The following is a 24,195-nucleotide window of genomic DNA, read 5'->3' as shown; positions in this document are numbered from 1 at the left end:
CATCGCGAAGCGACGCGACGAAGGAGCGCCCTTGACGGGCCGGCCCGACGCGGAAGGACGATGAGACTGACGGGAGACCACCAAACCCTCCCTGACACCGCTCCCGTGGACCCCGCCCTCCCCCGACCCCGCCCCCCCCTCAGCCCCCCTCTGGCGCCTGGCTCGTTGAGCCGCGTACCACCAGTTCCGGCTGGAAGACGTACTCCGTGCGCTGGACCGGGGTGCCCGCGACCGCCTCCAGGAGGGCGCCCACCGCCGCCGTGGCCATCGCGCGTACCGGCTGGCGGACGGTGGTCAGGGGCGGGTCGGTGAAGGCGATGAGCGGGGAGTCGTCGAAGCCGACCACCGAGACGTCCTCCGGGACCCGCAGCCCCCGTTCGCGGGCCGCGCGGACGACGCCGAGCGCCATCATGTCGCTCGCGCAGACCACCCCCGTGCAGCCCCGGTCCAGCAGGGCGCCGCCCGCCGCGTGGCCGCCCTCGACGGTGAACAGCGTGCGCTGCACCAGCCCTTCGGCGGCGGCCCCGGGCCGGGCCGCGAGGAAGCCCTGCTCCTTGCGCGCCGACGGGACGTAGCGCGTGGGCCCGATCGCCAGGCCGATCCGGCGGTGGCCCAGCTCCTCCAGGTGCCGTACGGCCATCTCCGCGGCCGCCCGGTCGTCCGGGGACACGAAGGGCGCGCTGATCCCCTCGTTGAACCCGTTGATCAGCACGAACGGCACTCCCCGCGCCGCCAGCCGCTGGTAGCGGGCCGGGTCGGCCGAGGCGTCCGCGTGCAGCCCCGACAGGAAGACGATCCCCGTGACCCCCCGCTCCTCCAGCTGCTCGACCAGTTCGTCCTCGGTGGCGCCGCCCGGGGTCTGCGTGCACAGCACCGGCGTGTAGCCGTGCCCGGCGAGGGCCTGCTCGATGACCTGGGCGAACGCCGGGAAGATCGGGTTGGTGAGCTCCGGGATGAGCAGCCCGACCAGCCCGTTGCTGCGCCGTTTGAGCCGGACCGGCCGCTCGTAGCCCAGCAGGTCCATGGCGGCCAGCACCTTGTGCCGGGTCCCGGCCGCCACGCCCGCCTTGCCGTTGAGCACGCGGCTGACGGTCGCCTCGCTGACCGCGGCCTGCGCGGCGATGTCCGTCAGCCTGAGGGGGGAGGTCACCCCTGCCACCACACCGCCGTGTCGGCCGGGAGCAGGTCGGGGTCCCCGGCCAGGGGCCCGCTGGCCAGCAGTACGGTCCCCGGCGCGGGCAGCCGTACGGGCTCCCCCGTCGTGTTGACCGTGCAGACGAAGCCGCCCCGGCGGAAGGCCAGCACCCCGGCCGGCGCGGGCAGCCACTGCACCGCGTCGCCCGCGCCCAGCTCGGCCCGCTCGCGCCGGATCCGCAGGGCGGTGCGGTACAGCTCCAGCGTGGATCCGGGCTCTCCCGTCTGCGCGGCCACGCTCAGCGCCGCCCAGCCCTCGGGCTGCGGCAGCCAGCTGCCGCCCGCGCCGAAGCCGTACGGAGCCTCGGTACCGGACCACGGGATCGGTACGCGGCAGCCGTCGCGCAGTCCGTCCTGGCCGGTGGCGCGGTGGAAGGCGGGGTCCTGGCGGACCTCGTCCGGCAGGTCGGTGACCTCGGGCAGTCCGAGTTCCTCGCCCTGGTAGACGTACGCGGACCCGGGCAGGGCCAGCATCAGCAGCGCCGCCGCCCGCGCCCGGGCCAGCCCCCGGGCGCCGCCGCCGTAGCGGGTGACGTGCCGCACCACGTCGTGGTTGGACAGCACCCAGGTGCTGGTCGCGCCGACGGGCCGCATCGCGTCGAGGGACTCGTCGATGGCGCCGCGCAGCGCTTCGGCGTCCCAGCCGGTGCCCAGGTAGTGGAAGTTGAAGGCCTGGTGGAGCTCGTCGGGGCGCAGGTAGAGCGCGGTGCGCTCGGCGCTGGGGGTCCAGGCTTCGGCGACGCCGATGCGGTCTCCGGCGTACTCGTCGAGGACGGTGCGCCAGGAGCGGTAGATCGCGTGGACGCCGTCCTGGTCGAAGAAGGGCAGGACCTGGTTGCCGAGGAGCTTGAGCTGTTCGCTGCGGCCGAGGTCGGGCAGGCCCGGGGCCTTGACGAGGCCGTGGGCGACGTCGATGCGGAAGCCGTCCACGCCCAGGTCCAGCCAGAAGCGCAGGACGGAGCGGAACTCGTCCTGGACGGCGGGGTGGTCCCAGTTGAAGTCGGGCTGTTCGGGGGCGAAGAGGTGGAGGTACCACTCGCCGTCGGCGACGCGGGTCCAGGAGGGTCCGCCGAAGAGGGACTCCCAGTCGTTGGGCGGCAGTTCGCCGTCCGCGCCCCGGCCGGGCCGGAAGTGGAAGCGTTCGCGCAGCGGGCTGCCGGGGCCTTCGCGGAGTGCCTGCTTGAACCATTCGTGCTGGTCGGAGCAGTGGTTGGGGACGAGGTCGACGATGATGCGCAGGTCCAGCGCGTGGGCTTCGCGGATCACGGCGTCGGCGTCGTGCAGGGTGCCGAACATGGGGTCGATGGCCCGGTAGTCGGCGACGTCGTAGCCGCCGTCGGCCTGCGGGGAGGCGTAGAAGGGGCTCAGCCAGACGGCGTCGACGCCGAGCTCCTTGAGGTAGGGCAGGCGGCTGCGGATGCCTTCGAGGTCCCCCATGCCGTCCCCGTCGGAGTCGGCGAAGCTGCGCGGATAGACCTGGTAGATCACCGCTTCTCTCCACCAGCCGGGCTGGGTGCCGGTGGGGGTGGAGAGCGTTTCGGCGAGGTGCTGGGTCATGTCGTCCTTGAAGAGATCGGGCCGGTCGAGCGGAAGGGGGCGGGCGCGGGTGGTCAGCCCTTGGTCGCGCCCGCCGTCATACCGGCGACGAGGTGCCGCTGGGCGAAGAGGAAGAAGACCGCCGCCGGGATCGCGATGAGCACGGAAGCCGCGCTCATGGCACCCCAGTTGGAGGTGTACTGGGTGACGAAGGTCTGGAGGCCGCCGGCCAGGGTGAGGTTCTCGTCGCCGACCATGAAGGCGGAGGCGTAGGCGACTTCGCCCCAGGCGGTGATGAAGGCGTAGAAGCCGGTGACGGCGAGGCCGGGCTTGGCGAGCGGGAGGATGAGCCGCCAGAAGGTGCCGAAGGGGTTGAGTCCGTCGACGCGGCCGGATTCGTCGATCTCGATCGGGATCGTGTCGAAGAAGCCCTTCATCATCCAGGCGCAGAACGGCACGGCGATGGTGAGGTACGTGATGATCAGGCCGAGGGGCTGGTTGAGCAGTCCGAGGTCGCCCATCAGGTTGTAGAGCGGGACGATGAGGATGGCCATCGGGAACATCTGCGTGATGAGCAGGGTCCACATGAGCGGCTTCATGCCGGGGAACTTGAAGCGGCTGACGGCGTATCCGGTGGTGGCGGCGATGAACACGCCGAGGACGGTGGTGACGCCGGCGACGAGGACGGAGTTGGCGAACCAGCTGAGGAAGTGGCTGTCCTCCAGCAGGTAGCGGTAGTTCCCGAGGTTGGGTTCCTTCACGAAGTCCGTGGTGATGGCGTACTTCGCGGGCTTGAGGGAGGTCAGCAGGATCCACAGCACCGGGAAGACGGCGATGACGGAGGCGGCCAGCAGCGTGACGTGCAGTGCGGCCGAGGCGAGCGGGGAGCGGTGGCCGCGGGCGCGGACGGGCTTGGTGGTCACGGTCACCACACCTCTCCCTGCTTGCGCAGCGAGCGCCGGTAGACCAGCGCGAAGATCATGAGCAGGGCGAGGATGAGGACGCCCCAGGTCGCGGAGCCGGCGAAGTCGCGGGGGCTCGCGATGAAGGCCTCGCGGAAGGCCTGGGTCACCAGGATCTCGGTGGAGTCGCCGGGGCCGCCCCGCGTCAGCAGGAAGATCACCGGGAACATGTTGAAGGTCCAGATGGTGGAGAGCAGGACCACCGTCATGCTGACGGCGCGCAGTCCGGGCAGCGTGATGTGCCGGAAGCGCTGCCAGGGGCCGGCCCCGTCCATCTCGGCGGCCTCGTAGAGCTCGCCGGGGATGGACTGCAGTCCGCCGAGCAGGGCGACCATCATGAAGGGGATGCCGAGCCAGACGTTGACGGCGATGACGGAGAACTTGGCCCAGGTGGGGTCGTCGAGCCAGGGCACGGCGGAGATGCCGCCGCCGTCGAGGACCTTGTTGAGGATGCCGTTGTCGCGGTTGAAGAGAAACCGCCAGGCGAAGACGGAGACGAAGCCGGGGACGGCCCAGGGCAGGATGAGCGCCATCCGGTAGGCGGCGCGGCCCCGGAACCGCCGGTTGAGCATGGTGGCCAGGCCGAGGCCGAGGGCGAAGGTGATCGAGACGCAGGCGACGGTCCACACCACGGTCCACACCAGCCGCTGCCAGAAGACCGGGTCGCCGAGCACGGCGGTGTAGTTGTCCAGCCCGACGAACGCGTACGTCGCCTCGATGTGGCGGACGCCGATGGTGCGCGAGACGTTGCGCTCGTTGGCGTCGGTGAGCGACAGGTAGACGCCCCGGACGAGCGGCCACCCGATGATCACGCCGAGGACGAGGACGACCGGGGCGATCATCGTCCAGGCGTACCAGTGCGTGGCGAGGGCCCGGGCGAGGCCGCGGCCCGCCCGGGGAGGTGCGGTGGCGGTCGGGCGGCTGGGGCCGCGGGCGGCGCCGGAGGTCTCCCCGGCGTCCGCGCCCGCGGCCTTCGCCACCGACCGGCTGGTGTCGGCAGCCATCGTCGTCGTTACTTCCAGCCCTTGAGGATCTTGCGGAACTCGGTGCCCGCCGCCTTGGCCGCGTCCTCGGGGCTCGACGCTCCGGTGACGGCCTTGGTGTACTCGACCTTCAGCGGCTCGAAGAGGGAGCCGTTCTCCGGGATCCAGGCGCGCTCGACGGCCTTGTCGACGGCCGGCTTGAAGAACTGGACCATCTCGCTGGCCTTGACGTCGGGCTGCTCGTAGGCGGCCGTGCGCGTGGGGAGCAGGCTGAGCTCCTTGGCGGACTGCACCTGGACCTCCTGCGAGGTCATGTACTCGACGAAGGCGTGCGCGGCGGCGGTGTTCTTGGAGCCGGCGTAGACGGCGAGGTCGTGGCCGCCCTGCGGGGCGCCGGCCTTGGCGGAGCCGGCCGGGACCGGGGCGACGCCGAGGTTGGCCTTGTCCTTGAACTGGTCGCCCGCGTAGCTGTCGGCCACGGCCCAGGGGCCGTTGATCATCATGGCGGCCTCCCCGGACTTGAAGGCGGTCTGCATGTTGGTCCAGCCGTCGGTGGCGTTGGTGACCGCCGCGCCGGAGGTGACCAGGTCGCGGGCGGCCTTGAAGGCCTTGACCCCGGCGGCGTTGTCGACGGTGACCGTCTTGGTCTTGGCGTCGACCAGGTCGCCGCCCTCGCCGTAGATGAAGGGGAGGAACCAGTACGAGTCGTCGCCGCGCAGGTAGAGGCCGGTCTTGCCGGTCTTCGCCTTGATGGCGGCGGCGGCGGTCTTCAGCTCCTCCAGGGTCTTGGGGGGCTGGACTCCGGCGTCGGCCAGCATCTTCTTGTTGTAGAAGAGGCCGAGGGTGTCGATGACCTGCGGGACGGCGTAGGTCTTGCCCTCGTACTTGCCGCTGGCGGCGGCCTGCGGCAGGAACTCCGCGTCGACCTTCTTCGCGGTGTCGGCCGGGACCTCGTCGAGGTAGCCGAGCGAGGCGAAGTCGGCGACCCAGCCGACGTCGGCGCGGATGACGTCCGGGGCCTCGGAGCCGCTGCTGAAGGCGTTCTTGACCTTGTTCTGGGCGTCGCCGTACGGCACGTTGACGTACTTGACGCTGACCTTCGGGTGCTTCGCCGTGAAGGCCTCGGCGATCTTCTGGAAGCTCGCCTTCTCGGCGTCGTTCGAGGTGTCCCACCAGGTGACCGTGCCGGAGAGCTCGCCGCCGGCCTGGGTGTTCCCGTCGTCGCCCTTGGTGTCACCGCCGCAGGCCGTCGCCGCGAGCGCCAGGGTCGCGACCAGCGCGGTGGCCGCTATGCCACGCCGCATATGAACTCCTTCGATGATCCCGGACGCGCCCTCGCGGTCCCGAGTTGCCAGGAACGTAACAAGCCTGAAAGCCGACCGAAAGACCTTGCGGCAATTTTCTGCAAGCGGAGCTGATCGTTACATCCGTGTGTCCGTACGGTTGCCGCGGTTTGCCGTCAGTTCGAGTCCCCTTCGATGCCCCGGGCCCGCAACCAGGGGGCGTGTGCTCGCGTTGACCCCGATATGACCCACGAGTTGACGGCCGACCCGCTTGCAAGCTCTTCCAGCAACTCCACCGCGAGCGGCGGCTGGTGGCGCGATGCCGTCATCTACCAGGTGTACGTGCGCTCCTTCGCCGACAGCGACGGCGACGGCGTCGGAGACCTGCGCGGGGTGCGCGAGCGCCTCCCCCACCTGGCCCGCCTCGGCGTGGACGCCGTGTGGCTGACCCCCTTCTACGTCTCCCCGCAGGCGGACGGCGGCTACGACGTCGCCGACTACCGGGCCGTCGACCCCCTCTTCGGAGACCTCGCCGACGCCGACGACCTCGTCCGGGCCGCGCACGAGCTGAACCTGCGGGTCATCGTCGACGTGGTCCCCAACCACACCTCCGAGCGGCACCCCTGGTTCCGCGCGGCCCTCGCCGACGAGCCGGGCGCCCGTGCGCGCTACCTCTTCCGCCCCGGCCGGGGCGCGGCCGGCGCCCAGCCGCCCAACGACTGGGAGTCCGTCTTCGGGGGCCCGGCCTGGACGCGCGTCCCGGACGGCTCCTGGTACCTGCACCTGTTCGCCCCCGAACAGCCCGACCTGGACTGGGACCACCCCGAGGTGGCGGAGGAGTTCTCCTCCGTCCTGCGGTTCTGGCTGGACCTGGGCGTGGACGGCTTCCGCGTCGACGTCGCCCACGGCATGGTCAAGGCCCCCGGCCTGCCCGACATCGGCCGGGGCGCGCAGGCCACCCTGATCGGCACCGAGCCGCTCCCCTTCTTCGACCAGGACGGCGTCCACGCCATCCACCGCTCCTGGCGCCGCCTCCTCGATTCCTACGGGGGTGGGCGCATCGGCGTCGCCGAGGCCTGGGCGCCCACCTCGGAGCGGCTCGCGCTGTACGTCCGGCCCGACGAACTCCACCAGGCCTTCAACTTCCGCTTCCTGAACTGCCCGTGGGACCCGGCCGCGATGCGCACCGTCATCGACGAGTCCCTCGCCGCCACCGCCTCCGTCGGGGCCCCCACCACCTGGGTGCTGTCCAACCACGACGTGGTGCGGCACGTCACCCGCTACGGCGGCGGCGCCCGGGGGCTGGCCCGGGCGCGGGCGGCGGCGCTGCTGATGCTGGCCCTGCCCGGGTCCGCGTACGTCTACCAGGGCGAGGAACTCGGGCTGCCCGAGGTCACCGACCTGCCGGACGAGGTCCGCCAGGACCCCGCCTTCCACCGCACCACCGGCCAGGAGGGGCTTCGCGACGGCTGCCGGATCCCGCTGCCCTGGACCGGCGACCGGCCCCCGTACGGGTTCGGGCCGGGCGGCAGCTGGCTGCCGCAGCCGGCCGACTGGGCCCCCCTGAGCGTGGCCGCGCAGACCGGCGACCCGCACTCCACGCTGGAGCTGTACCGGGCCGCGCTGGAGCTGCGCCGCGCCCTGCCCGGCCTCGGCTCCCCGGACGCGGGCCCGATGACCTGGCTCCCCTCCCCCGAGGGCACGCTCCTGTTCACCCGGCCCCACTTCGCCTGCACCGTCAACACCCGGCCCACCGCCCTCGACATGCCCGCGCCCGGCCGTCCGGTCCTTTCCAGCTCCCCCGTGGAGACGGACGGCCGCACCGTGCTGCTGCCCGCGGATTCGTGCACGTGGTGGGCTTTGTGAGCCGGGGACCGGTACAGTCCAATCCCGTGACCGCACGGCTAGCCGACATCGCAGCCCAGGCGGGGGTCAGCGAAGCCACAGTCAGCCGCGTGCTCAACGGCAAGCCCGGTGTGGCCGCGGGCACCCGTGAATCCGTGCTGGCCGCGCTCGACGTGCTCGGCTACGAGCGGCCCGTGCGGCTGCGCCAGCGCAGCGCGGGGCTCGTCGGACTGATAACCCCCGAACTGGACAACCCCATCTTCCCGGCGCTCGCGCAGGTCATCGGGCAGGCGCTGACCCGGCAGGGGTACACCCCCGTACTGGCCACGCAGACGCCCGGCGGGTCCACCGAGGACGAGCTGACGGAGATGCTGGTCGACCGCGGGGTCTCCGGGATCATCTTCGTCTCCGGGCTGCACGCCGACACCACCGCCGACATGGGCCGCTACGACCAACTGCGCGGCCAGGGCGTCCCGTACGTCCTCATCAACGGCTTCTCCGACAAGGTGCGCGCCCCCTTCGTCTCCCCCGACGACCGGGCCGCCATGCAGCTCGCCGTCACCCACCTGACGGCGCTGGGGCACACCCGCATCGGCCTCGCCGTCGGGCCCAAGCGGTTCGTGCCGGTGCTGCGCAAGATCGAGGGCTTCCGGCTCGGGATGAAGGAACGGCTCGGGCTCGACGAGGCCGGGACCGAGGAGCTGATCCAGCACTCCCTGTACACGCTGGAGGGCGGGCAGGCCGCCGCGGCCGCGCTCATCGCCCGGGGCTGCACGGCCGTCGTGTGCGCGAGCGACATGATGGCCCTCGGCGCGATCCGGGCCGCCCGCCAGCAGGGCCTCGCGGTCCCCCGGGACGTGTCGGTGGTCGGCTTCGACGACTCCCCGCTCATAGCGTTCACCGATCCGCCGCTCACCACCATCCGCCAGCCCGTGCAGGCCATGGGGCAGGCGGCGGTGCGCACGCTGCTGGAGGAGATCGGCGGTACGCCGGCCCCGCACAGCGAGTTCGTCTTCCTCCCGGAGCTGGTGGTCCGCGGGTCCACCGCCTCCGGCCCGGGGCAGCGCCGCGGCGCGTAGCCCGCTCCCCCGGGACCGCGCGTAGTCCGCAGGGCGGAGGGCGGGCGCCGAAGACCGTCCCGAGGGATGATCGGAGGCGAGAACGCATCTGGCAGACTCTCTCCCCATGGGTGAATCGAGCGTGAAGACACTGGAAACCCGGACGGACCTCTCGTCACCCCCCGTGACCGAGGGCGAGGCCCGTCCGGAGTCCCGGCGCACCCTCCTCACCCGGCTGCGGCTGCCGCGCCGGCCGCGCATCTGGTTCGAGGTCCTGCTGATCGCGGTCAGCTACTGGACGTACTCGCTGATCCGCAACGCGGTCCCGGAGCAGAAGGCGGCCGCCCTCGCGAACGCCGACTGGATCTGGAGCGTCGAGCGCGCGCTGGGCATCGCGGTGGAGCACTCCGTCAACCACGCCGTGAACTCGGTGACGTGGCTGATCGTGGGGATGAACTACTACTACGCCACGCTGCACTTCGTCGTGACGATCGGCGTGCTGGTGTGGATCTACCGGTTCCATCCGGGGCGTTACGCGGCGACCCGGCTGGTCCTCTTCGCCACCACGGGCGTGGCCCTGGTCGGCTACTACTTCTACCCGCTCGCGCCGCCCCGGCTGATGAACGGCGGCGGGTTCGTCGACACCGTGCTGGTCCACCACACCTGGGGTTCGATGGCCTCGGGCAACCTCAAGCACATGTCGAACCAGTACGCCGCGATGCCGTCCATGCACATAGGGTGGTCGCTCTGGTGCGGGCTGACGATCTTCGCGGTGGCGTCGGCGCCGTGGGCGCGGATCCTGGGCCTGCTCTACCCGGCGGCGACCCTCGTCGTCATCGTCTCCACCGCGAACCACTTCTGGCTGGACGCGGTGGGCGGCATGATGTGCCTGGCCTTCGGGTACGCCGTCTCGCGCCTGTGGTACGGCTCGCTGCCGCACCGGCTGCCGCGCCGGCCGGTGGACACCGAGCCGCATCCCGCGGCGGCCCTGCTGAACCGTTTCCGGCGGTAGCTCCCCGCCTCAGCCCTCCCCGTGGGTGATCCGGCCGCCCGAGACGGTCAGGCGTACGGGGGCCTCGGCCAGCTCGTCCGGGTCCGCGGTGACCGGGTCGACGGTGAAGGCCGTGAGGTCCGCGCGCGCCCCGGGCGCGATCCGGCCCGCCACCGCCTCCTCCCCCGCCGCGAGCGCCGCGTGCGAGGTCATGCCCTCCAGGGCCATCAGCCCGGTCAGGAAGCGGCCGCCGGATGCCGCGCCGCGGGGGCGCAGGGCGGTGGCGAGTACCTGACGGGCGTCGTGGTGGGCGATGGGCCAGTCCGAGCCGAGGGCCAGGACGGCTCCCGCGTCGCGCAGGTCCCGGCAGCGCCAGGCCCGTCCGGCGCGTTCGCCGCCGAGCCGCTTGGACCACTCGTCGGTGTGGTCGGCCCGGGTGTAGGCGGTGTGCGGGGGCTGCATGGAGGCGATCACCCCCAGCTGCGCGAACCGTCCGAGCTGGTCGTCGGGGACGGTCTCGATGTGTTCGATCCGGTGCCGCATGCGGGCCCGGGGCCCCAGGGCGGCGACGGTGTCGAGGACGTGGCGGACGGCGGCGTCGCCGATGGCGTGGGTGGCGGTGCGCACCCCGGCCGCGTCGAGGACGGCGACGGCCCGGGAGTAGGCGCGCGGGTCCGGCCAGAAGGCCTCGGTGCCCTGGCCGTGGCAGTCGGCGTGTTCCAGCCAGGCGGTGCCGCCCTCGACGGTGCCGTCCATGAAGAACTTGACGCCGCCGACCCGCCAGTGGCGCCCGGCGGTCTCCTGGAGGGCGATCAGGGCGGCGAGCTCGTCGTCGTCGGCTCCCGGCATGCACCAGGGGGCCAGGCGCAGCCGCAGCGGGAGGTCGTGCTCGTACTCCAGGCCGGCGAGGAGCGCGGGGACGTCGCCGTCGCCGAGGTCCATGACGTGGGCTCCGGTGAGGCCGGTGGCGGCCATGTCGGCGAGCAGGGCCAGCAGCCGGCCGCGGCGCTGGGCGGGGCCGGGCTTGGGGGCGAGGGCGGAGACCAGGGCCATGGCGGCGTGCTCGACGAGGTGCCCGGTGGGGCGGCCGTCGTCGTCGCAGACGATCTCGGAGCGCTGGGTGAACGTACGGGGGCCGGTGATGCCCGCGGCGGCGAGGGCCGGGCCGCTGGCGAGGGCGGAGTGGCCGTCGTAGAGGCGCAGGAAGGCGGGGGCGCCGGCGAGGGCGTCCTCGATCGCGGTCCGGTCGACGGGGTGGCCGCCGAAGGCGTTGTGGTCGAGGCCGTGGCCCAGTACCCAGCCGCCGGTGCGCTCGGCGGTGCGCAGGGCGGTGCGCAGCCCGTCGAGGTCGCGGACGGCGGAGAGGTCGGTTCCGGTGGCCATCTCGATGCCCCAGACCGGGTGGCTGTGGGCGTCGGTGAGGCCGGGGGTGAGGGTGGCGCCGGCCAGGTCGACGACGCGGGTGCCGGGTCCGCGCCAGTCGCGTACGTCGCGGTCGTGGCCGACGGCGACGACGTGCCCGTCGGCGATGGCTACCGCGCCGGCCTCGGGGCGGGCGGGGTCGAGGGTGCGGACGCGGGCTCCGGTGAGGACGGTGTCGGCAGCGGGCACGGTGCTTCTCCTTGGCGGGGTGCGGGGCGGTCTTCGGCGGGGCGGTCTTCCGCGAAGCGGGCGTAGACCTCGGGGCGGCGGGACTTCAGCCGTCCGGCGAGGAGGAGCCCGGCGAGGAAGACGGCGGGGACGAGGGCGACGAGGACGGTGTTGACGGTCGGGGAGGCCTGGGTGAACAGGCCGACCTTGGAGACGACGAGGCAGATCGCGACGGCGAGCAGCACGGCGGCGGTGACGGGCGCGATCACGGTCCGCCACGGCCCCTCGGAGTGGGCGGTGCGCCGGAAGTAGACGGGTACGGCGACGGCCGCGAGCAGCATGAGCGCCATGAGGCCGATCATGCCGGGTGTGTTCACCCAGAGCAGCAGCTGCTGGTACGGGTCGGCGCCGGCGAGCGCGAAGCCGAGGACGATGACGGCGCCGAGGGCGGTCTGGACGGCTCCGGCCAGGTACGGGGAGCGGTGGCGGGGGTGGACGCGGCCGAGGGCGGCGGGCAGCACGCCCTCCTCGGAGAGGGCGAGCACGTAGCGGTTGATGGCGTTGTGGAAGGCGAGGAGGGAGGCGATGACGCTGGTGACGATGAAGAGGTGCATCAGGTCCGCCGCCCACGGGCCGACGTAGGTGCCGATGGCGGTGAAGAAGAGGCCGCCCGGGTCCTGGGCGGCGGCCGCGGTGACTTCCTCGGCGCCGTAGGCCTGGATGACGGTCCAGACGACGAAGGCGTAGAAGAGGCCGAGGAAGGCGACGGCGATGTAGGTGGCGCGGGGGACGGTGCGGTCGGGGTCGCGGGCCTCGCGGCGGTAGATGACGGTGGACTCGAAGCCGGTGAAGGCGGCGAACGCGAAGGCCAGGACGGCGGCGGTGCCGGGGACGAGGACGGCTCCGGGGGCGAAGGAGCCGGCGGACAGGCCGTGGGCGCCGCCCTTGATCAGGACCCCGCCCGCCAGGAGGACGAGTATCCCGGTCTCGGCGACGAGCAGCACGCCGAGCAGCTTGGCGCCGAAGTCGATGGAGCGGAAGCCGCCGTACCAGATGAGCAGGAGCCCGGCCAGGGAGACGGGCAGCCAGGGGATGTCGAGCCCGGCGAGGGCGCGGCCGGTGTCGGCGGTGGTGGTGCCGAGGAGGCCGTAGACGCCGATCTCCATGCCGTTGTAGCCGATGAGGGCGAGCAGGGCGGCGCCGATGCCGACGCGCTTGCCGAGGCCGCGGGCGATGAACGCGTAGAAGGCGCCGCCGCTGGTGACGTGGCGGCTCATGGTGGTGAAGCCGACGGCGAAGACGGTGAGGGTGAGCCCGGCGAGGAGGTATCCGGCGGGGGCGCCGATGCCGCCGAGGAGGATGGCGACGGGGGCGACGCCGGCCATGACGGTGAGGGGGGCGGCGGCGGAGACGACGAAGAAGGAGATGTCGGCGGTCCCGAGGGCGCCGGTGCGCAGCGGGTCGGAGCGCTGGGCGGCGGGGCGCCGGGCGGCGGGCGCCGGCGGTCTGTACTGCTCGGGCGTTTCGGGCATGCGGAGGCACCCTTCTGCGAACGGCAGGCGGCGGGGAAGCAAAAACCTAAAGGCTTTCGGTTCGCGGCAATGTAGCCTCCCGTTTGGGCGACGGGAAGACCTGGACGAGGGAGAACACCCATGGCACGGCCGCGCACCCCCCTGCTGGACCGGGAGCGGATCGCCACCACGGCCCTGCAACTGGTCGCCGAGCAAGGAGAGTTCAGCGTTCCGCAGATCGCCCGGGCACTCGGGGTGCAGACCGCTTCGCTGTATCACCACGTGGACGGCCGGGCCGGGGTGGTGGAGCTCGTACGCGAACGGGTGTGCGCCGCCATCGACGACGCGGCGCTGGAGCTGGAGCCCTGGGACCGGGCGCTGGAGGCCTGGGCCCGGTCCTACCGGGCCGCCTTCGCCGCCTACCCGCGCGCCATCCCGCTGCTGATGACGACCCCTGTGCGGGAGCCGAGGGTGCTCGCCCAGTACGAGCGGGCGGTGGCGCTGCTGCGCACGGCCGGGTTCCCCGAGGAGCGGGTGATGCCGCTGCTGACCGGCCTGGAGAACCTGATCCTGGGCTCGGCCCTGGACCTGGCGGCGCCCGAGGCCATGTGGGAGCCCTCGGAGCACACCCCGCTGCTGGCCGGGGCCCTGGCGGCGGGCGGCCCGGGCCGGGCCGACGCGGCGTTCGACCTGGCCCTGGCGGCGCTGCTGGCCTGCGCGGCCACCCTGCGCGGCGCCCCGGGGCCCGCGGACGGGCGGGCCCCGTAGGGGGTCGGGCCCGTGAGGGGTCAGGCCCCGTAGAACAGGTCGTCCACCACCGCGCGGGCGCGGCGCGTCGTACGGCGGTAGTCGTCCAGCATCTCGCCGACCCGGCCCTCCGGGTAGCCGAGGTAGCGCCCGACCGCCGCCAGTTCGCGGACCTCGGTCGGGAAGGTGTCCCCGGCCCGGCCGCGGACCAGCATGACCGCGTTGCGGACGCGGGTGGCGAGCACCCAGGCCTCGTCGAGGACCTGCGCCTCCTCCGTCGGGATCAGCCCGGCGGCGTGTGCGGCGGCCAGCGCCCGGCGGGTGCGGGTGGTGCGCAGGCCCGGTTCGGCCCAGGCGTGCCGCATCTGCATCAGCTGGACGGTCCACTCGACGTCGCTGAGGCCGCCGCGGCCGAGCTTGGTGTGCAGGGTGGGGTCGGCGCCGCGCGGCAGCCGTTCGGCCTCCATCCGGGCCTTGAGCCGGCGGATCTCCCGTACCGCGTCCTCGCCGAGGCCCTCGACGGGGTAGCGCAGCGGGTCGACCAGCTCGATGAAGCGCCGCCCCAGCTCCTCGTCCCCGGCGACGGGTTCGGCGCGCAGCAGCGCCTGGCTCTCCCAGGTCAGGGACCAGCGGCGGTAGTAGGCGGCGTAGGAGGACAGGGTGCGCACGAGCGGGCCGGAGCGGCCCTCGGGGCGCAGGTCGGCGTCGATGAGCAGCGGCGGGTCGGCGGTGGGCAGCTGGAGGAGCCTGCGCATTTCGGCGATGACGGACTGGGCGGCCTTGGCGGCCTCCTGTTCGTCGACGCCCTCGCGGGGTTCGTGGACGAACAGGACGTCGGCGTCGGAGCCGTAGCCGAGTTCGTGGCCGCCGAAGCGGCCGACGCCGATGACGGCGAAGCGGGTGGGCAGGGTCTCGCCCCACTGGTCGCGGACGGCCGCGCGCAGGGCTCCGGCGACGGTGGCGGCGGTGAGTTCGGAGACGGCGTCGCCGACCCGGTCGACGAGGGCTCCGGGGTCCTCTTCGGCCGGGCTGTCCTCCGTACCGTAGGAGGAGATGATGTCGGCCGCGGTGGTCCGGAACAGTTCGCGGCGGCGGACCCCGCGGGCGGCGGTGACGGCCGCCTCGCCGCTCTCGGCGCGGCCGACGGCGGCGAGCACCTCCTGTTCGAGCGCCTCGTGGGTACGCGGTTCCAGCCCGCCGGCGTCACCGAGCAGGGCGACGGCCTCGGGGGCCCGCATCAGCAGGTCGGGGGCGAGGCGCCCGGCGGACAGGACACGGGCCAGGTTCTCGGCGGCGGCGCCCTCGTCGCGCAGCAGCCGCAGGTACCAGGGGGTCTTGCCGAGGGCGTCGGAGACCTTGCGGAAGTTGAGGAGCCCGGCGTCGGGGTCGGCGGAGTCGGCGAACCAGCCGAGCATGACGGGCAGCAGGGTGCGCTGGATGGCGGCCTTGCGGCTGACGCCGGAGGCGAGGGCTTCGAGGTGGCGCAGGGCCGAGACGGGGTCGGCGTAGCCGAGGGCCTCCAGGCGCTGGCCGGCCGCGCGGGGGGAGAGCCGGGTCTCGCCGGGGGTGAGCTGGGCGACGGCGTCGAGCAGCGGCCGGTAGAAGAGCTTCTCGTGCAGGCGGCGGACGGCGGAGGCGTGCCGGCGCCAGGCCTTGTTGAGCTCGGCGACGGGTTCGGTGCGCAGGCCCAGGGAACGGCCCAGGCGCCGCAGGTCGGCCTCGTCCTCGGGGACGAGGTGGGTGCGGCGCAGCCGGTAGAGCTGGATGCGGTGCTCCATGGACCGCAGGAAGCGGTACGCGTCGTTGAGCTGGGCGGCGTCGGCGCGGCCGACGTAGCCCCCGGCGGCGAGGGCGTGCAGGGCGTCGAGGGTGCTGCCGGAGTGCAGGGTGGCGTCGCTGCGGCCGTGCACGAGCTGGAGCAGCTGGACGGCGAACTCCACGTCGCGCAGGCCGCCGGGGCCGAGTTTCAGCTCGCGGTCGATCTGTGCGGCGGGGATGTTGTCGACGACGCGGCGGCGCATCTTCTGGACGTCGGCGACGAAGTTCTCGCGTTCCGCGGCCTGCCAGACCAGCGGGCTTATGGCGGCGATGTACTCGGCGCCGAGCTCCTCGTCCCCGGCGACGGCGCGGGCCTTGAGCAGGGCCTGGAACTCCCAGGTCTTGGCCCAGCGCTGGTAGTAGGCGAGGTGGGAGGCGAGGGTGCGCACCAGGGGGCCGTTGCGGCCCTCGGGGCGCAGGTTGGCGTCGACGGGCCAGATGGTGCCCTCGACGGTGGTCTCGGAGCAGATCCGCATGAGGTGGGAGGCCAGGCGGGTGGCGGCCTGGACGCCCTTGCCCTCGTCGGTGCCGGGGGCCGCCTCGCCGACGAAGATGACGTCGACGTCGGAGACGTAGTTGAGCTCGTTGCCGCCGCACTTGCCCATGGCGATGACGGCGAGCCGGCACTGGCGCGCGTCCTGCGGGGCCGCGGCGGCGGCGATGCGCAGGGCCGCGCGGAGGGTGGCGGTGGCGAGGTCGGCGAGTTCGGCGGCGGCCTGGGCGACGTCGGTGGTGCCGCAGACGTCGCGCGCGGCGATGGAGAGCAGGCAGCGGCGGTAGGCGACGCGCAGGGCGACGGGATCGTCGGCGTCGGCGAGGCCCTGTTCGAACTCGGCCAGGCCGGGGTGCAGGTCGGCGGCCTCGTAGGTGACGAGGGCCTGCCAGTCGCGGGGGTGGCGGGCGAGGTGGTCGGCGAGGGCCTCGGACGCGCCGAGGACGCCGAGCAGGCGGTCGCGCAGCGGCTTGGCGCTGACGAGGGTGTCGAGGAGGCGGGGCAGTTCCTCGGGGGTCTGGGCCTCGGCGAGGCGGACCAGGCCGAGCAGGGCGAGGTCGGGGTCGGCGGTGGCGCCGAGGGCGTCGAGCAGGACCGGATCGGCGCGTACGGCGGCCAGCGCGTCGGCGTCGAGGAGCCGGGCCGCGGTGGAGGGATCGGTGAAACCGCTGCGCAGCAGCCGGATGAAGGTGCTGCTCCTGCGTCCCGGGACTGTCATCCCGCCGCCTCCCGAGTGCTCGCCGCCGGTGGTCGGCCGGCGCTGCCGGTGGTGGCCGGCCTGGGGCGAGCCTAGCCGGAGCAGGCGTTCGACTCACCGGCGTGTCGTGGCGAATATCATGAGGCGGATTATCAGATTTTCTGAATACTTATAGATCTATGCGTCAGGGGCCCGGTCCCCGTGCGACCGGTTGCGAGGAGCCCCATGTCCGAAGGACGCCCGTTCTCCGCTCCGACGCCGCCTTCCGTACCCGGCCCGCGCCGTCCCGCCACCCCGGTTCCCCAGCGGCACTCGACCGCCGCGGCACCACGGCCCGAGCCCGCGCCGCCCCTCACCCTCCCCGACGCGAGCGCACCGCACGGTGGTTCCGGTGGGGCGGCTGGTTCCGGTGGGGCGGCTGGTTCCGGTGGGGCGGCTCCGGTCCCCCGGCAGGCCGCGTACCCGCACCTCGGCGGGCGGGCCGCGCACCACCGTCCGGCGCACCACGCCCGCCACCGGGCCCGGACGGTCAAGGCCGTCGCCGCCTTCGCGGCCGCCGCCGCGGCCGGGATGCTCGTCCTGCGCGGCAACGAGGCCTTCGCCGCCCTGGAGGCCCCCACCGGCCCCGACTCCCGGCTCACCACCGCGACCACGGCCGGCGCCCCCGACCCCGGCCGGGTCCTGCAGATCGTCGCGCACCCCGACGACGACCTGTACTTCATGAACCCGGACCTCGGGTACTCCATCGCCACCGGCCACCCCGTGACCTCGGTCTACCTCACCTCCGGCGAGGCCGACGGCATCAACGCGGGCGTCGCCAAGGAGCACTCCACCCCGGCCGACAAGCCCGCGTACGCCGAGGCCCGCCAGAACGGCATCCGCGCCGCCTACGCGAAGATGGCCACCGGCGACCGCAGCAGCGCCTGGCGGCGCACCGTCGTCCCGACCGACGGCGGCGGCCACGCCGAGGTCGACGTCCTCGTCGCGAAGCCCGAGGTCAACCTCGTCTGGCTGCAGCTGCGCGAGGCCGGCAACGTCTACGGCGACGCGCCCGACAGCCTGCACGGCCTGTGGGACGGCCGGGTCCCGCACCTGGAGTCGATGCTCGCCTCCGGCACTCCCGTCAAGCAGCGGTTCACGTACACGAAGGACCAGGTCGTCCGGACCATCGAGGGGATCCTGACCCGGTACAAGCCGACGACGATCCGGATGCAGGACCCGACCCCCGGCCGCTTCCCGGACACCAAGCGCTACACCGACCACCAGGACCACTTCTACGGGGCCCGGTTCGTGCAGATGGCCTCCGACGCCTACGCCCGCGAGGTCCACGACCGCCCGCACTTCGGCGTGCAGAACTACATCGGCTACTTCAACGGCTCCCTGCCCAGCGCCCTGGACCCGGGCGAAGCCAGGGAGAAGCTGGACATCCTGGACACCTACGCCTGGCTCGACCGGACGAACCACTGCGGCAGCAGCGCCGGCTGCGGGGACCTCAAGGTCGCCGACCACCCCTCGGGCAACCGCTGGACCGACTCCATCAACTACGCCCGCGGCACCAGCACGTCCTGGCTCGCCTCCGACCGGGACCAGGGCCTGTGGGCCTTCAAGGTGCTCGACGGCCAGGTGGCCGTCTGGCACCGCACCGGCCTGATCGGCAGCTGGAGCGGCCCCGTCCTGCTCCCCGGGACCGGCATGGACCAGGGCATCTCCACGGTCACCCTGCCCGACGGCCGGATAGCCGCCTACGGCACCCGCACCTCCTTCGGCGCCCGGGCCGCCGACTACCGGCGCGAGGTCGTGTACGCCGTCCAGCGGGCCCCCGGCTCCGCCGAGTTCGGGGCGTGGGAGTCCCTCGGCACCCCCGAGGCCTCCGACGACACCTGGACCTCCGACATCAGCGCCCCCGCCGTGTCCGTCGACGGCACCGGGCTGGCCGCGGTGTACGTGCGCGACGGCGCCGCCGGCCTGCGCGGCCGCGTCCAGCGGGCCGACGGCGGCTGGGGGCCGTGGGAGAACCACGGCGGCGCCGACCTGCACGGCACCCCGGCCGCCGCGACCGACGGCGCCGGCCGGCGGATGGTCTTCGCCGCCACCACCCGGACCGTGACCGGCTGGGCGCAGCCCGGGCCCGGCGCCCCGCTGGGGCCGCCCACCGCCACCGGACTGCCCGAGACCACGCTCCCGCTGACGGCGGAGGGCCGCGAGGGCGGGGTGCGGCTGTGGTTCCGCAAGCCCGGCTCCGGCAACGTCCGCACCGCCCTGATCACCGGCGACGGCGGCCTGAAGGTCAACAACCTCACCGATCTGGGCGGACTCCAGGGCTTCGGCTCGGTGACGGCGAGCGGGCACGTGCTCGCGGGCCGCGCGGCGGGCGGGCAGCTCGGCTCGGACCTGGGCTCCGACCTGCCGTGGCGGCGCTCGCCGCTGCTGTTCGCCGGGGCCCCGTCCAGCACGATGACCGGGAAGAACATGGTCAGCCTGGCGGTGGTCGGGCTCGATGCCCGGCTGTACGTCACCTCCTCGGCGGACTCCGCCGACGCGCACCTGTCCCCCTGGCAGCCGGTGGGGCCGCGCAACTCGGCGCCGTAGGGCGGTCGCAGGGGGGCGCAGGAAGGTCGCAGGGGGGTCGCAGGGGGGCCGTACGCTCCCACACGCGCTCATTCACGCCATATCGCCCCTCAACACCCCTTCCCGGGGTGTTGTTTGCTTTCCGCTCCCCCTGTTTCACAACCGGTCATCTCCGCAAGAGATCCGTCATCCGCGGAAAGCGGTGAACCAACTGCCCCGATTCCGCCTCTCACTGACTGCACAGCGGTCCTTCCCGCCCGTCCGGTACGACCCGAGGCGTGACCCGATGCCCGTATCCCGCCGCCGTTTCCTGCTCGCGGCCGTGGTGCCCATGCTCACCGTGGGCGCCACCGGCGTACTCTCCATCGCTGCCGGCCGCCAGACCTCGGCCGAGGCCACCCAGGCCGACGGGGCCGGCGGGCCGGCCGCCGCCCTCCCCGTCAGCACCACCGCCGGCTCGGTGGTGCAGATCGTCGCGCACCCCGACGACGACCTGTTCTTCATGAACCCCGACCTCAGCCGGTCCCTGCTGGCCGGGCTCCCGCTCACCACCGCCTACCTCACCTCCGGCGAGGCCGACGGCCGCAACGAGGCGCACGGCGGCGAGGCCAGGGACCCGGCGCAGCCCGCCGACCGCGCCCGGTACGCGGAGGCCCGGCAGAACGGCATCCGTTCCGCCTACGCCCAGATGGCCACCGGCGACCGCACGAGCGCGTGGACCCGTACGGTCATACCCACGGCGGGCGGCGGGCAGGCGGAACTCGACGTCCTCGTGGCCCGGCCCCAGGTCCACCTCGTCTGGCTCCAGCTGCGCGAGGCCCGCAGCCCGGCCGGCGAGAACCCCGACAGCCTGCGCGGCCTGTGGAACGGCGCGATACCGGCGCTCGGCGCCCAGCTCACCACCGGCACCCCGGTCGGGCAGGCGTTCACGTACACCAGGGACCAGCTGGTCCGGTCCATAGCCGGGATCCTGGAGCGCTACCGGCCGACGACGATACGCATGCAGGACCCGACGCCGAACCGGTACGAGGACACCGGCAAGTACACCGACCACCAGGACCACATGTACGGCGCCCGCTTCGTGCAGGCCGCCACCGCGCAGTACGCGCAGGACGTCACGGACCGGCCGCGCTTCTGCGTCCAGAACTACCTCGGCTACCACAACGGCACCCTCCCCCACGCGCTCGATCCGCAGACGGCCGCCACGAAGATCGGCTTCCTGAGGACGTACGCCTGGCAGGACCGCACCGACTACTGCGGCAGCCCCTCGGGCTGCGGGGACCGCAAGGTGGCCGGCAGTCCCACCGGCCGCAACTGGGCGCAGTCGCTGCGCTACGCCCGCGCCGACACCACCTCCTGGCTCGCCGAGGGCACGCCCGGCCGGCTCTGGGCCTTCGCCGCGCTGGACGGCCGGATGGCGGTGTGGTCCCGGGATCCGGCCGGGGCCTGGACCGGGCCCGCGCTGCTGCCCGGCACCGGCATCGACTCCGGCGCCTGCGCCGCCCGCCTGCCCGACGGCCGCATCACCGTCCTCGCCACCCGCACCGTCCTCGGGTCCCGGCCGGCCGACTACCGGCGCGAGGTGGTGTACGCCGTCCAGTCCGCGCCCGACGGCCCGTTCGGGCCCTGGCAGTCGCTCGGCACCCCGGAGCCGGGCGACGAGGGCGGCACGTCCGCCATCAGCGCCCCCGTGGCCGTCGCCGACGCCGACGGCCGGCTCACCGTCTACCTCCGCGACACCCGGCGCACCCTGCGCGCCCGCGTCCAGCAGCCGTCGGGGGCCTGCGCCGACTGGGAGCGGCTGGGCGGCGGGGACCTGCAGAGCGACCCCGTCGCCCTCACGGACGCGGCCGGGCGGCGCCACGTCTACGCCACCACCACCCGCTCGGTGCTGGCCTGGACGCAGCCCGCCCCCGACGCCCCGCTCGCCGGTCCCTTCCCCACCGCGCTCCCCGCGACCACGGTCCCGCTGTCGGCGGCCCGGGAGGGCGCGGGCGTCCGCCTCTACTTCCGGCGCCCCGACTCGGGGGCGGTGCGCAGCGCGCTGGTCACGGCGGGTCCGGGCGCCCCGCGGGTCACCGCCCTCGCCGAGTCCGGCGGCCGGGCGGGTTACGGCGCGGTCGGCGTGGCGGGGCGCGTCCTGACGGGGCGGGCCGACTCCGGGACGGTCGCGGCGGCCGCGTTCGGCGGGCCGCCCGCCTGGGCGGAGTCCCGCATGCTCTACGCGGGCGCCCCGGCGGCGGTCCTCACCCCCGCGACCACCACCGTCACCGCCGTCCTGGGCCTCGACGCCCGCCTCCACACGACGACCTCCCGCCCCACGACCCCCACCCCCACCTGGCACCCGGCCGTCCCCCCACCCACCGGGTGAGCGGACCGCGTTGTCAGTGGTCTGTGCTCTGATACGACCGAGAGTTGACGAGTGAGGTGGTCCTGTGTCCGTGATCGAGAAGGAACTGATCAGACGGGTCGGCGAGCTGAAGCCCGCGGTCCGTGGGGGCGAGCAGGCCCTGCACCGGCCGCTCCTGATGCTGTGGGCCATCGGCCAGGTGGTAGGGGGCAGTCCGCGTGAACACCGCTGGTCCACTGTTCGGGAAGCTCTCGAGCCGCTGCTGATCACCTATGCCGGTGCGCCTCCCGGCGAACAGCAGGTGGTCTATCCTTTCTGGGCCTTGCAGCGGAACCATCTGTGGGAGGTTTCCAACGACAAGGACCTTGCACTCACCAGCAAAGGGCGACGACCGACCCTGAGCGCGCTCAACTCGACCGACCCCGTGGCGGGGCTGCTTCCGGAGGACTTCGAACTCCTGTCGAGCGACCGCGGCCTCGCCGCGCAGGTGGCGGGCAGCCTCTTGCTGCGATTCTTCGACACTCTCCCGTCCGGCCTGATCGATGCCGTCGGGCTGTCGGACCTCCTGGGAGGGCGCGTCGATACCGCTCTGCGTCCGCGCGTCGGAGAGTCGTTCGCCAGCCGCAAGGAGATCGCGCGCGTCTACGGCGGCAATGACGTCATGGGCATCACCCCGCTCAAGGATCGGATCCTGACCGTCTATTCGGACGACAAGGGCCCGTATCCCGACAGCCGCATCCCCGAGACCGACTGGATCACCTACATCGGCGACGGACTCAGGGGCGACCAGGAGCTGAAGGCCGGGAACAGTTCGATGCAGCAGTACCAGAATCAGGAGCGGGCCCTTCGGTACTGGCACAAGCCTGCCGGCGGGACGTGGAGCTTCGCCACGTGGGCAGTGATCGTGCAGTTGGGCCGGCGTTGGAGCGACGGCGACGACGGGGTGCCCCGCCGGGCGTTCGAGTGGATCCTCGTACCCGTCCCGTCGCCCTTCCGCGAGACATGGCCCGAGGACGTACTCGCCGCCCTCGCCGAAGACGACGGCAGCGTGTGTGACTACACGGAGGAGGTTCCAGCGCCGGACGTCGTCGAACCGCTGTCCGACCAGGAGCGGTACCGACGCCTCACGTCGGCTGCTCATGCGATCTCCAAGTCGCGGTCCAGCCGCTCCACGACGGCCCAGGTGGAGCGCTTCTACCGGTCTCGCGCCGCCCGCGACGCCGTGCTCCTCAGGAGCGGTGCCCGCTGCGAGAACGAGACGTGCTTGGGCCATTCGTTCGAACGCACGGACAAGGGCGCCCCTCTGCTCGAAGTGGACCACGTCAACGATCTGGCACGCGACGGCGCCGATACCCCCGAGACGATGATTGCTCTGTGTCCCAACTGCCATGCGCTCAAGACGCGGGGCAGCAATCGACGTCGGCTCCGCCATGCCCTGTTGAAGATCGCCGGCGAGCGGCATGCCCGTTTCGCCAGCGATCTCTCGGCCTGATCACGGCACCCGTCCGGCGTTCGGGTACAGCTCCTCGTGGCTAGCATTCGGGAAGGGGGAAGCCCTCGAATCCGCTCTTGGTCTGGTACACGAGCGCGATCCTCTGCGCTGCGAGGAGGTCCCGGACGTCCGGACTGGGTGCACTCGGCAGGAGCACTGCGACACGTAGCGCCTCGACGTTTCCGATGTGCCGCCGATAGTCCGCCAACTGGCCGATCGCCATGCGGACGTTGTCGCGGGTGGCCTGCCCCTTCGCCTCGTACAGGACGTGGTCGGTCGCGTCGTAGACGTCGGGCCTCAACGCGCCCGCCTCTCCCTCAACGATGATCTGGAAGCTTTTGAAGGCGTGACCGGCCTTCTCCAGGTGCGCCTCGAAGGCCTTCACCAACTGTCCTTCACGCCGCCGGACCATGCGGCTGCCGCCGGAGACGTACGCGGTGGTCTCCGACGCACTGTGCTGCTCGGTCTTCCTGTCCTTGGTACCCGCCTGCCGCGGGACCTTCGGCGGGGCGGGCTCCTTCGGGAGCTCAATGACGGACGTGCGGGCCGCCGGTTTCAGCGCATCCTGCTCCAAGAGCAAGAGCTCCGCCCCCGCCGCCGCCCGAAACCTGAAGACGATGATCCTGCGCGACGTACCGTCCTCGACGGGGCTCCAACGCTCCTCGTAGGGCGCTTCGGAATCGAGGACCACCCTTCCGACGTAGCGCTGTCGGACTTCCTTCTTGCCCGGGACCCTACTGTGCGCGACGAAGAGGTGAACTTGCCGATCGTTCGCGGCCGTGTCCAACAGCGTCTTGTTGCCGCGGACGAACTCCTGGTGCCCGGTGCTGCCTGCACCGGTGTACAGGTACAAGATGCCGAAGTCGTCGTCCTCCGCCCGACCGTCGAAGGTGTAGCCGAACTTTTCGCCGACCTGGGGATCGGAGTAGACGAACACCATGCCGGACCTTACGGCCGGAACGATTCCCCCGCTGTAGATGGAGCCACCGAAGGCCTCCGCCACCTTCTCGCGCGTCGTGATCAGGCCCGGAACGAGTTCAAGAGTCGCCATCCCGCGAAGATAGCCCGCCCACGACC

General features: G+C 72.9%; 16 protein-coding genes. 7 read left to right on the top strand and 9 right to left on the bottom strand.

The features are described 5' to 3' along the window. Positions 1 to 139: 139 nt before the first annotated feature. The 5 genes from ACGFXC_RS32935 to ACGFXC_RS32915 are packed head-to-tail and all read right to left on the bottom strand — an operon-like array spanning position 140 to position 5,979. Entirely contained in the window at positions 140 to 1,159 is a 1,020-nt protein-coding gene (locus ACGFXC_RS32935; protein ID WP_393718559.1) for a LacI family DNA-binding transcriptional regulator, read from the bottom strand. Continuing rightward, positions 1,147 to 2,751, bottom strand: coding sequence for a glycoside hydrolase family 13 protein (locus ACGFXC_RS32930; RefSeq protein ID WP_393718558.1), 1,605 nt, complete (start codon positions 2,749 to 2,751; stop codon positions 1,147 to 1,149). Before ACGFXC_RS32930 ends, ACGFXC_RS32935 begins: the two co-directional genes overlap by 13 nt. A gap of 53 nt (positions 2,752 to 2,804) precedes the next feature. Then, complete coding sequence (locus tag ACGFXC_RS32925; protein WP_393718557.1) at positions 2,805 to 3,659, bottom strand: sugar ABC transporter permease; 855 nt, start codon at positions 3,657 to 3,659, stop codon at positions 2,805 to 2,807. After that, a complete protein-coding gene (locus tag ACGFXC_RS32920; RefSeq protein WP_393718556.1) occupies positions 3,656 to 4,696 on the bottom strand; it encodes a carbohydrate ABC transporter permease in 1,041 nt (346 codons plus the stop codon). Before ACGFXC_RS32920 ends, ACGFXC_RS32925 begins: the two co-directional genes overlap by 4 nt. Before the next feature lie 8 nt (positions 4,697 to 4,704). Continuing rightward, positions 4,705 to 5,979, bottom strand: coding sequence for an extracellular solute-binding protein (locus ACGFXC_RS32915; RefSeq protein WP_393718555.1), 1,275 nt, complete (start codon positions 5,977 to 5,979; stop codon positions 4,705 to 4,707). Between the two features lie 222 nt (positions 5,980 to 6,201). Here ACGFXC_RS32915 and ACGFXC_RS32910 point away from each other — a divergent pair, with 222 nt between their 5' ends. The 3 genes from ACGFXC_RS32910 to ACGFXC_RS32900 all read left to right on the top strand — a co-directional run bounded on the left by ACGFXC_RS32910 (position 6,202) and on the right by ACGFXC_RS32900 (position 9,873). Next, positions 6,202 to 7,824 carry a glycoside hydrolase family 13 protein gene (locus ACGFXC_RS32910; RefSeq protein ID WP_393718554.1) on the top strand — a complete coding sequence of 541 codons (1,623 nt, stop codon included), beginning with the start codon at positions 6,202 to 6,204 and terminating at the stop codon, positions 7,822 to 7,824. A 26-nt stretch (positions 7,825 to 7,850) separates the two neighbouring features. Then, entirely contained in the window at positions 7,851 to 8,882 is a 1,032-nt protein-coding gene (locus ACGFXC_RS32905) for a LacI family DNA-binding transcriptional regulator (RefSeq protein WP_393718553.1), read from the top strand. Positions 8,883 to 8,988: 106 nt separating this feature from the next. Beyond that, positions 8,989 to 9,873, top strand: a complete 885-nt coding sequence (locus tag ACGFXC_RS32900; protein WP_393718552.1) for a phosphatase PAP2 family protein — start codon at positions 8,989 to 8,991, stop codon at positions 9,871 to 9,873. 9 nt (positions 9,874 to 9,882) lie between these two features. Here ACGFXC_RS32900 and ACGFXC_RS32895 read toward each other — a convergent pair whose 3' ends face one another. Both ACGFXC_RS32895 and ACGFXC_RS32890 read right to left on the bottom strand, forming a co-directional pair. Beyond that, on the bottom strand, positions 9,883 to 11,463 hold the full coding sequence (locus ACGFXC_RS32895; protein ID WP_393718551.1) for an amidohydrolase: 1,581 nt from the start codon (positions 11,461 to 11,463) through the stop codon (positions 9,883 to 9,885). Further along, positions 11,385 to 12,974: an amino acid permease gene (locus tag ACGFXC_RS32890; RefSeq protein ID WP_393718550.1), complete on the bottom strand. Its 1,590-nt coding sequence runs from the start codon at positions 12,972 to 12,974 to the stop codon at positions 11,385 to 11,387. Before ACGFXC_RS32890 ends, ACGFXC_RS32895 begins: the two co-directional genes overlap by 79 nt. Before the next feature lie 120 nt (positions 12,975 to 13,094). On the opposite strand from ACGFXC_RS32890, the gene ACGFXC_RS32885 reads away from it, so the two are divergent. Beyond that, complete coding sequence (locus ACGFXC_RS32885) at positions 13,095 to 13,721, top strand: TetR/AcrR family transcriptional regulator (RefSeq protein WP_393718549.1); 627 nt, start codon at positions 13,095 to 13,097, stop codon at positions 13,719 to 13,721. A 20-nt stretch (positions 13,722 to 13,741) separates the two neighbouring features. Here ACGFXC_RS32885 and ACGFXC_RS32880 read toward each other — a convergent pair whose 3' ends face one another. After that, entirely contained in the window at positions 13,742 to 16,729 is a 2,988-nt protein-coding gene (locus tag ACGFXC_RS32880; RefSeq protein WP_393718548.1) for a bifunctional [glutamine synthetase] adenylyltransferase/[glutamine synthetase]-adenylyl-L-tyrosine phosphorylase, read from the bottom strand. A gap of 204 nt (positions 16,730 to 16,933) precedes the next feature. Here ACGFXC_RS32880 and ACGFXC_RS32875 point away from each other — a divergent pair, with 204 nt between their 5' ends. The 3 genes from ACGFXC_RS32875 (at position 16,934) to ACGFXC_RS32865 (ending at position 23,118) form a co-directional block, all read left to right on the top strand. Beyond that, complete coding sequence (locus tag ACGFXC_RS32875; protein ID WP_393718547.1) at positions 16,934 to 19,297, top strand: PIG-L family deacetylase; 2,364 nt, start codon at positions 16,934 to 16,936, stop codon at positions 19,295 to 19,297. A gap of 265 nt (positions 19,298 to 19,562) precedes the next feature. After that, positions 19,563 to 21,647, top strand: coding sequence for a PIG-L family deacetylase (locus ACGFXC_RS32870; RefSeq protein WP_393718546.1), 2,085 nt, complete (start codon positions 19,563 to 19,565; stop codon positions 21,645 to 21,647). Between the two features lie 70 nt (positions 21,648 to 21,717). Next, complete coding sequence (locus ACGFXC_RS32865; RefSeq protein WP_393718545.1) at positions 21,718 to 23,118, top strand: HNH endonuclease; 1,401 nt, start codon at positions 21,718 to 21,720, stop codon at positions 23,116 to 23,118. A 40-nt stretch (positions 23,119 to 23,158) separates the two neighbouring features. Here the strand turns inward: ACGFXC_RS32865 and ACGFXC_RS32860 are convergent, their stop codons facing one another. Further along, complete coding sequence (locus ACGFXC_RS32860; RefSeq protein ID WP_393718544.1) at positions 23,159 to 24,169, bottom strand: hypothetical protein; 1,011 nt, start codon at positions 24,167 to 24,169, stop codon at positions 23,159 to 23,161. Positions 24,170 to 24,195 lie beyond the last annotated feature (26 nt).

This window comes from Streptomyces sp. NPDC048507, from assembly GCF_043199995.1.
Taxonomy (GTDB): Bacteria; Actinomycetota; Actinomycetes; order Streptomycetales; family Streptomycetaceae; genus Streptomyces.
This window is presented reverse-complemented; position numbering and strand designations above follow the sequence as displayed.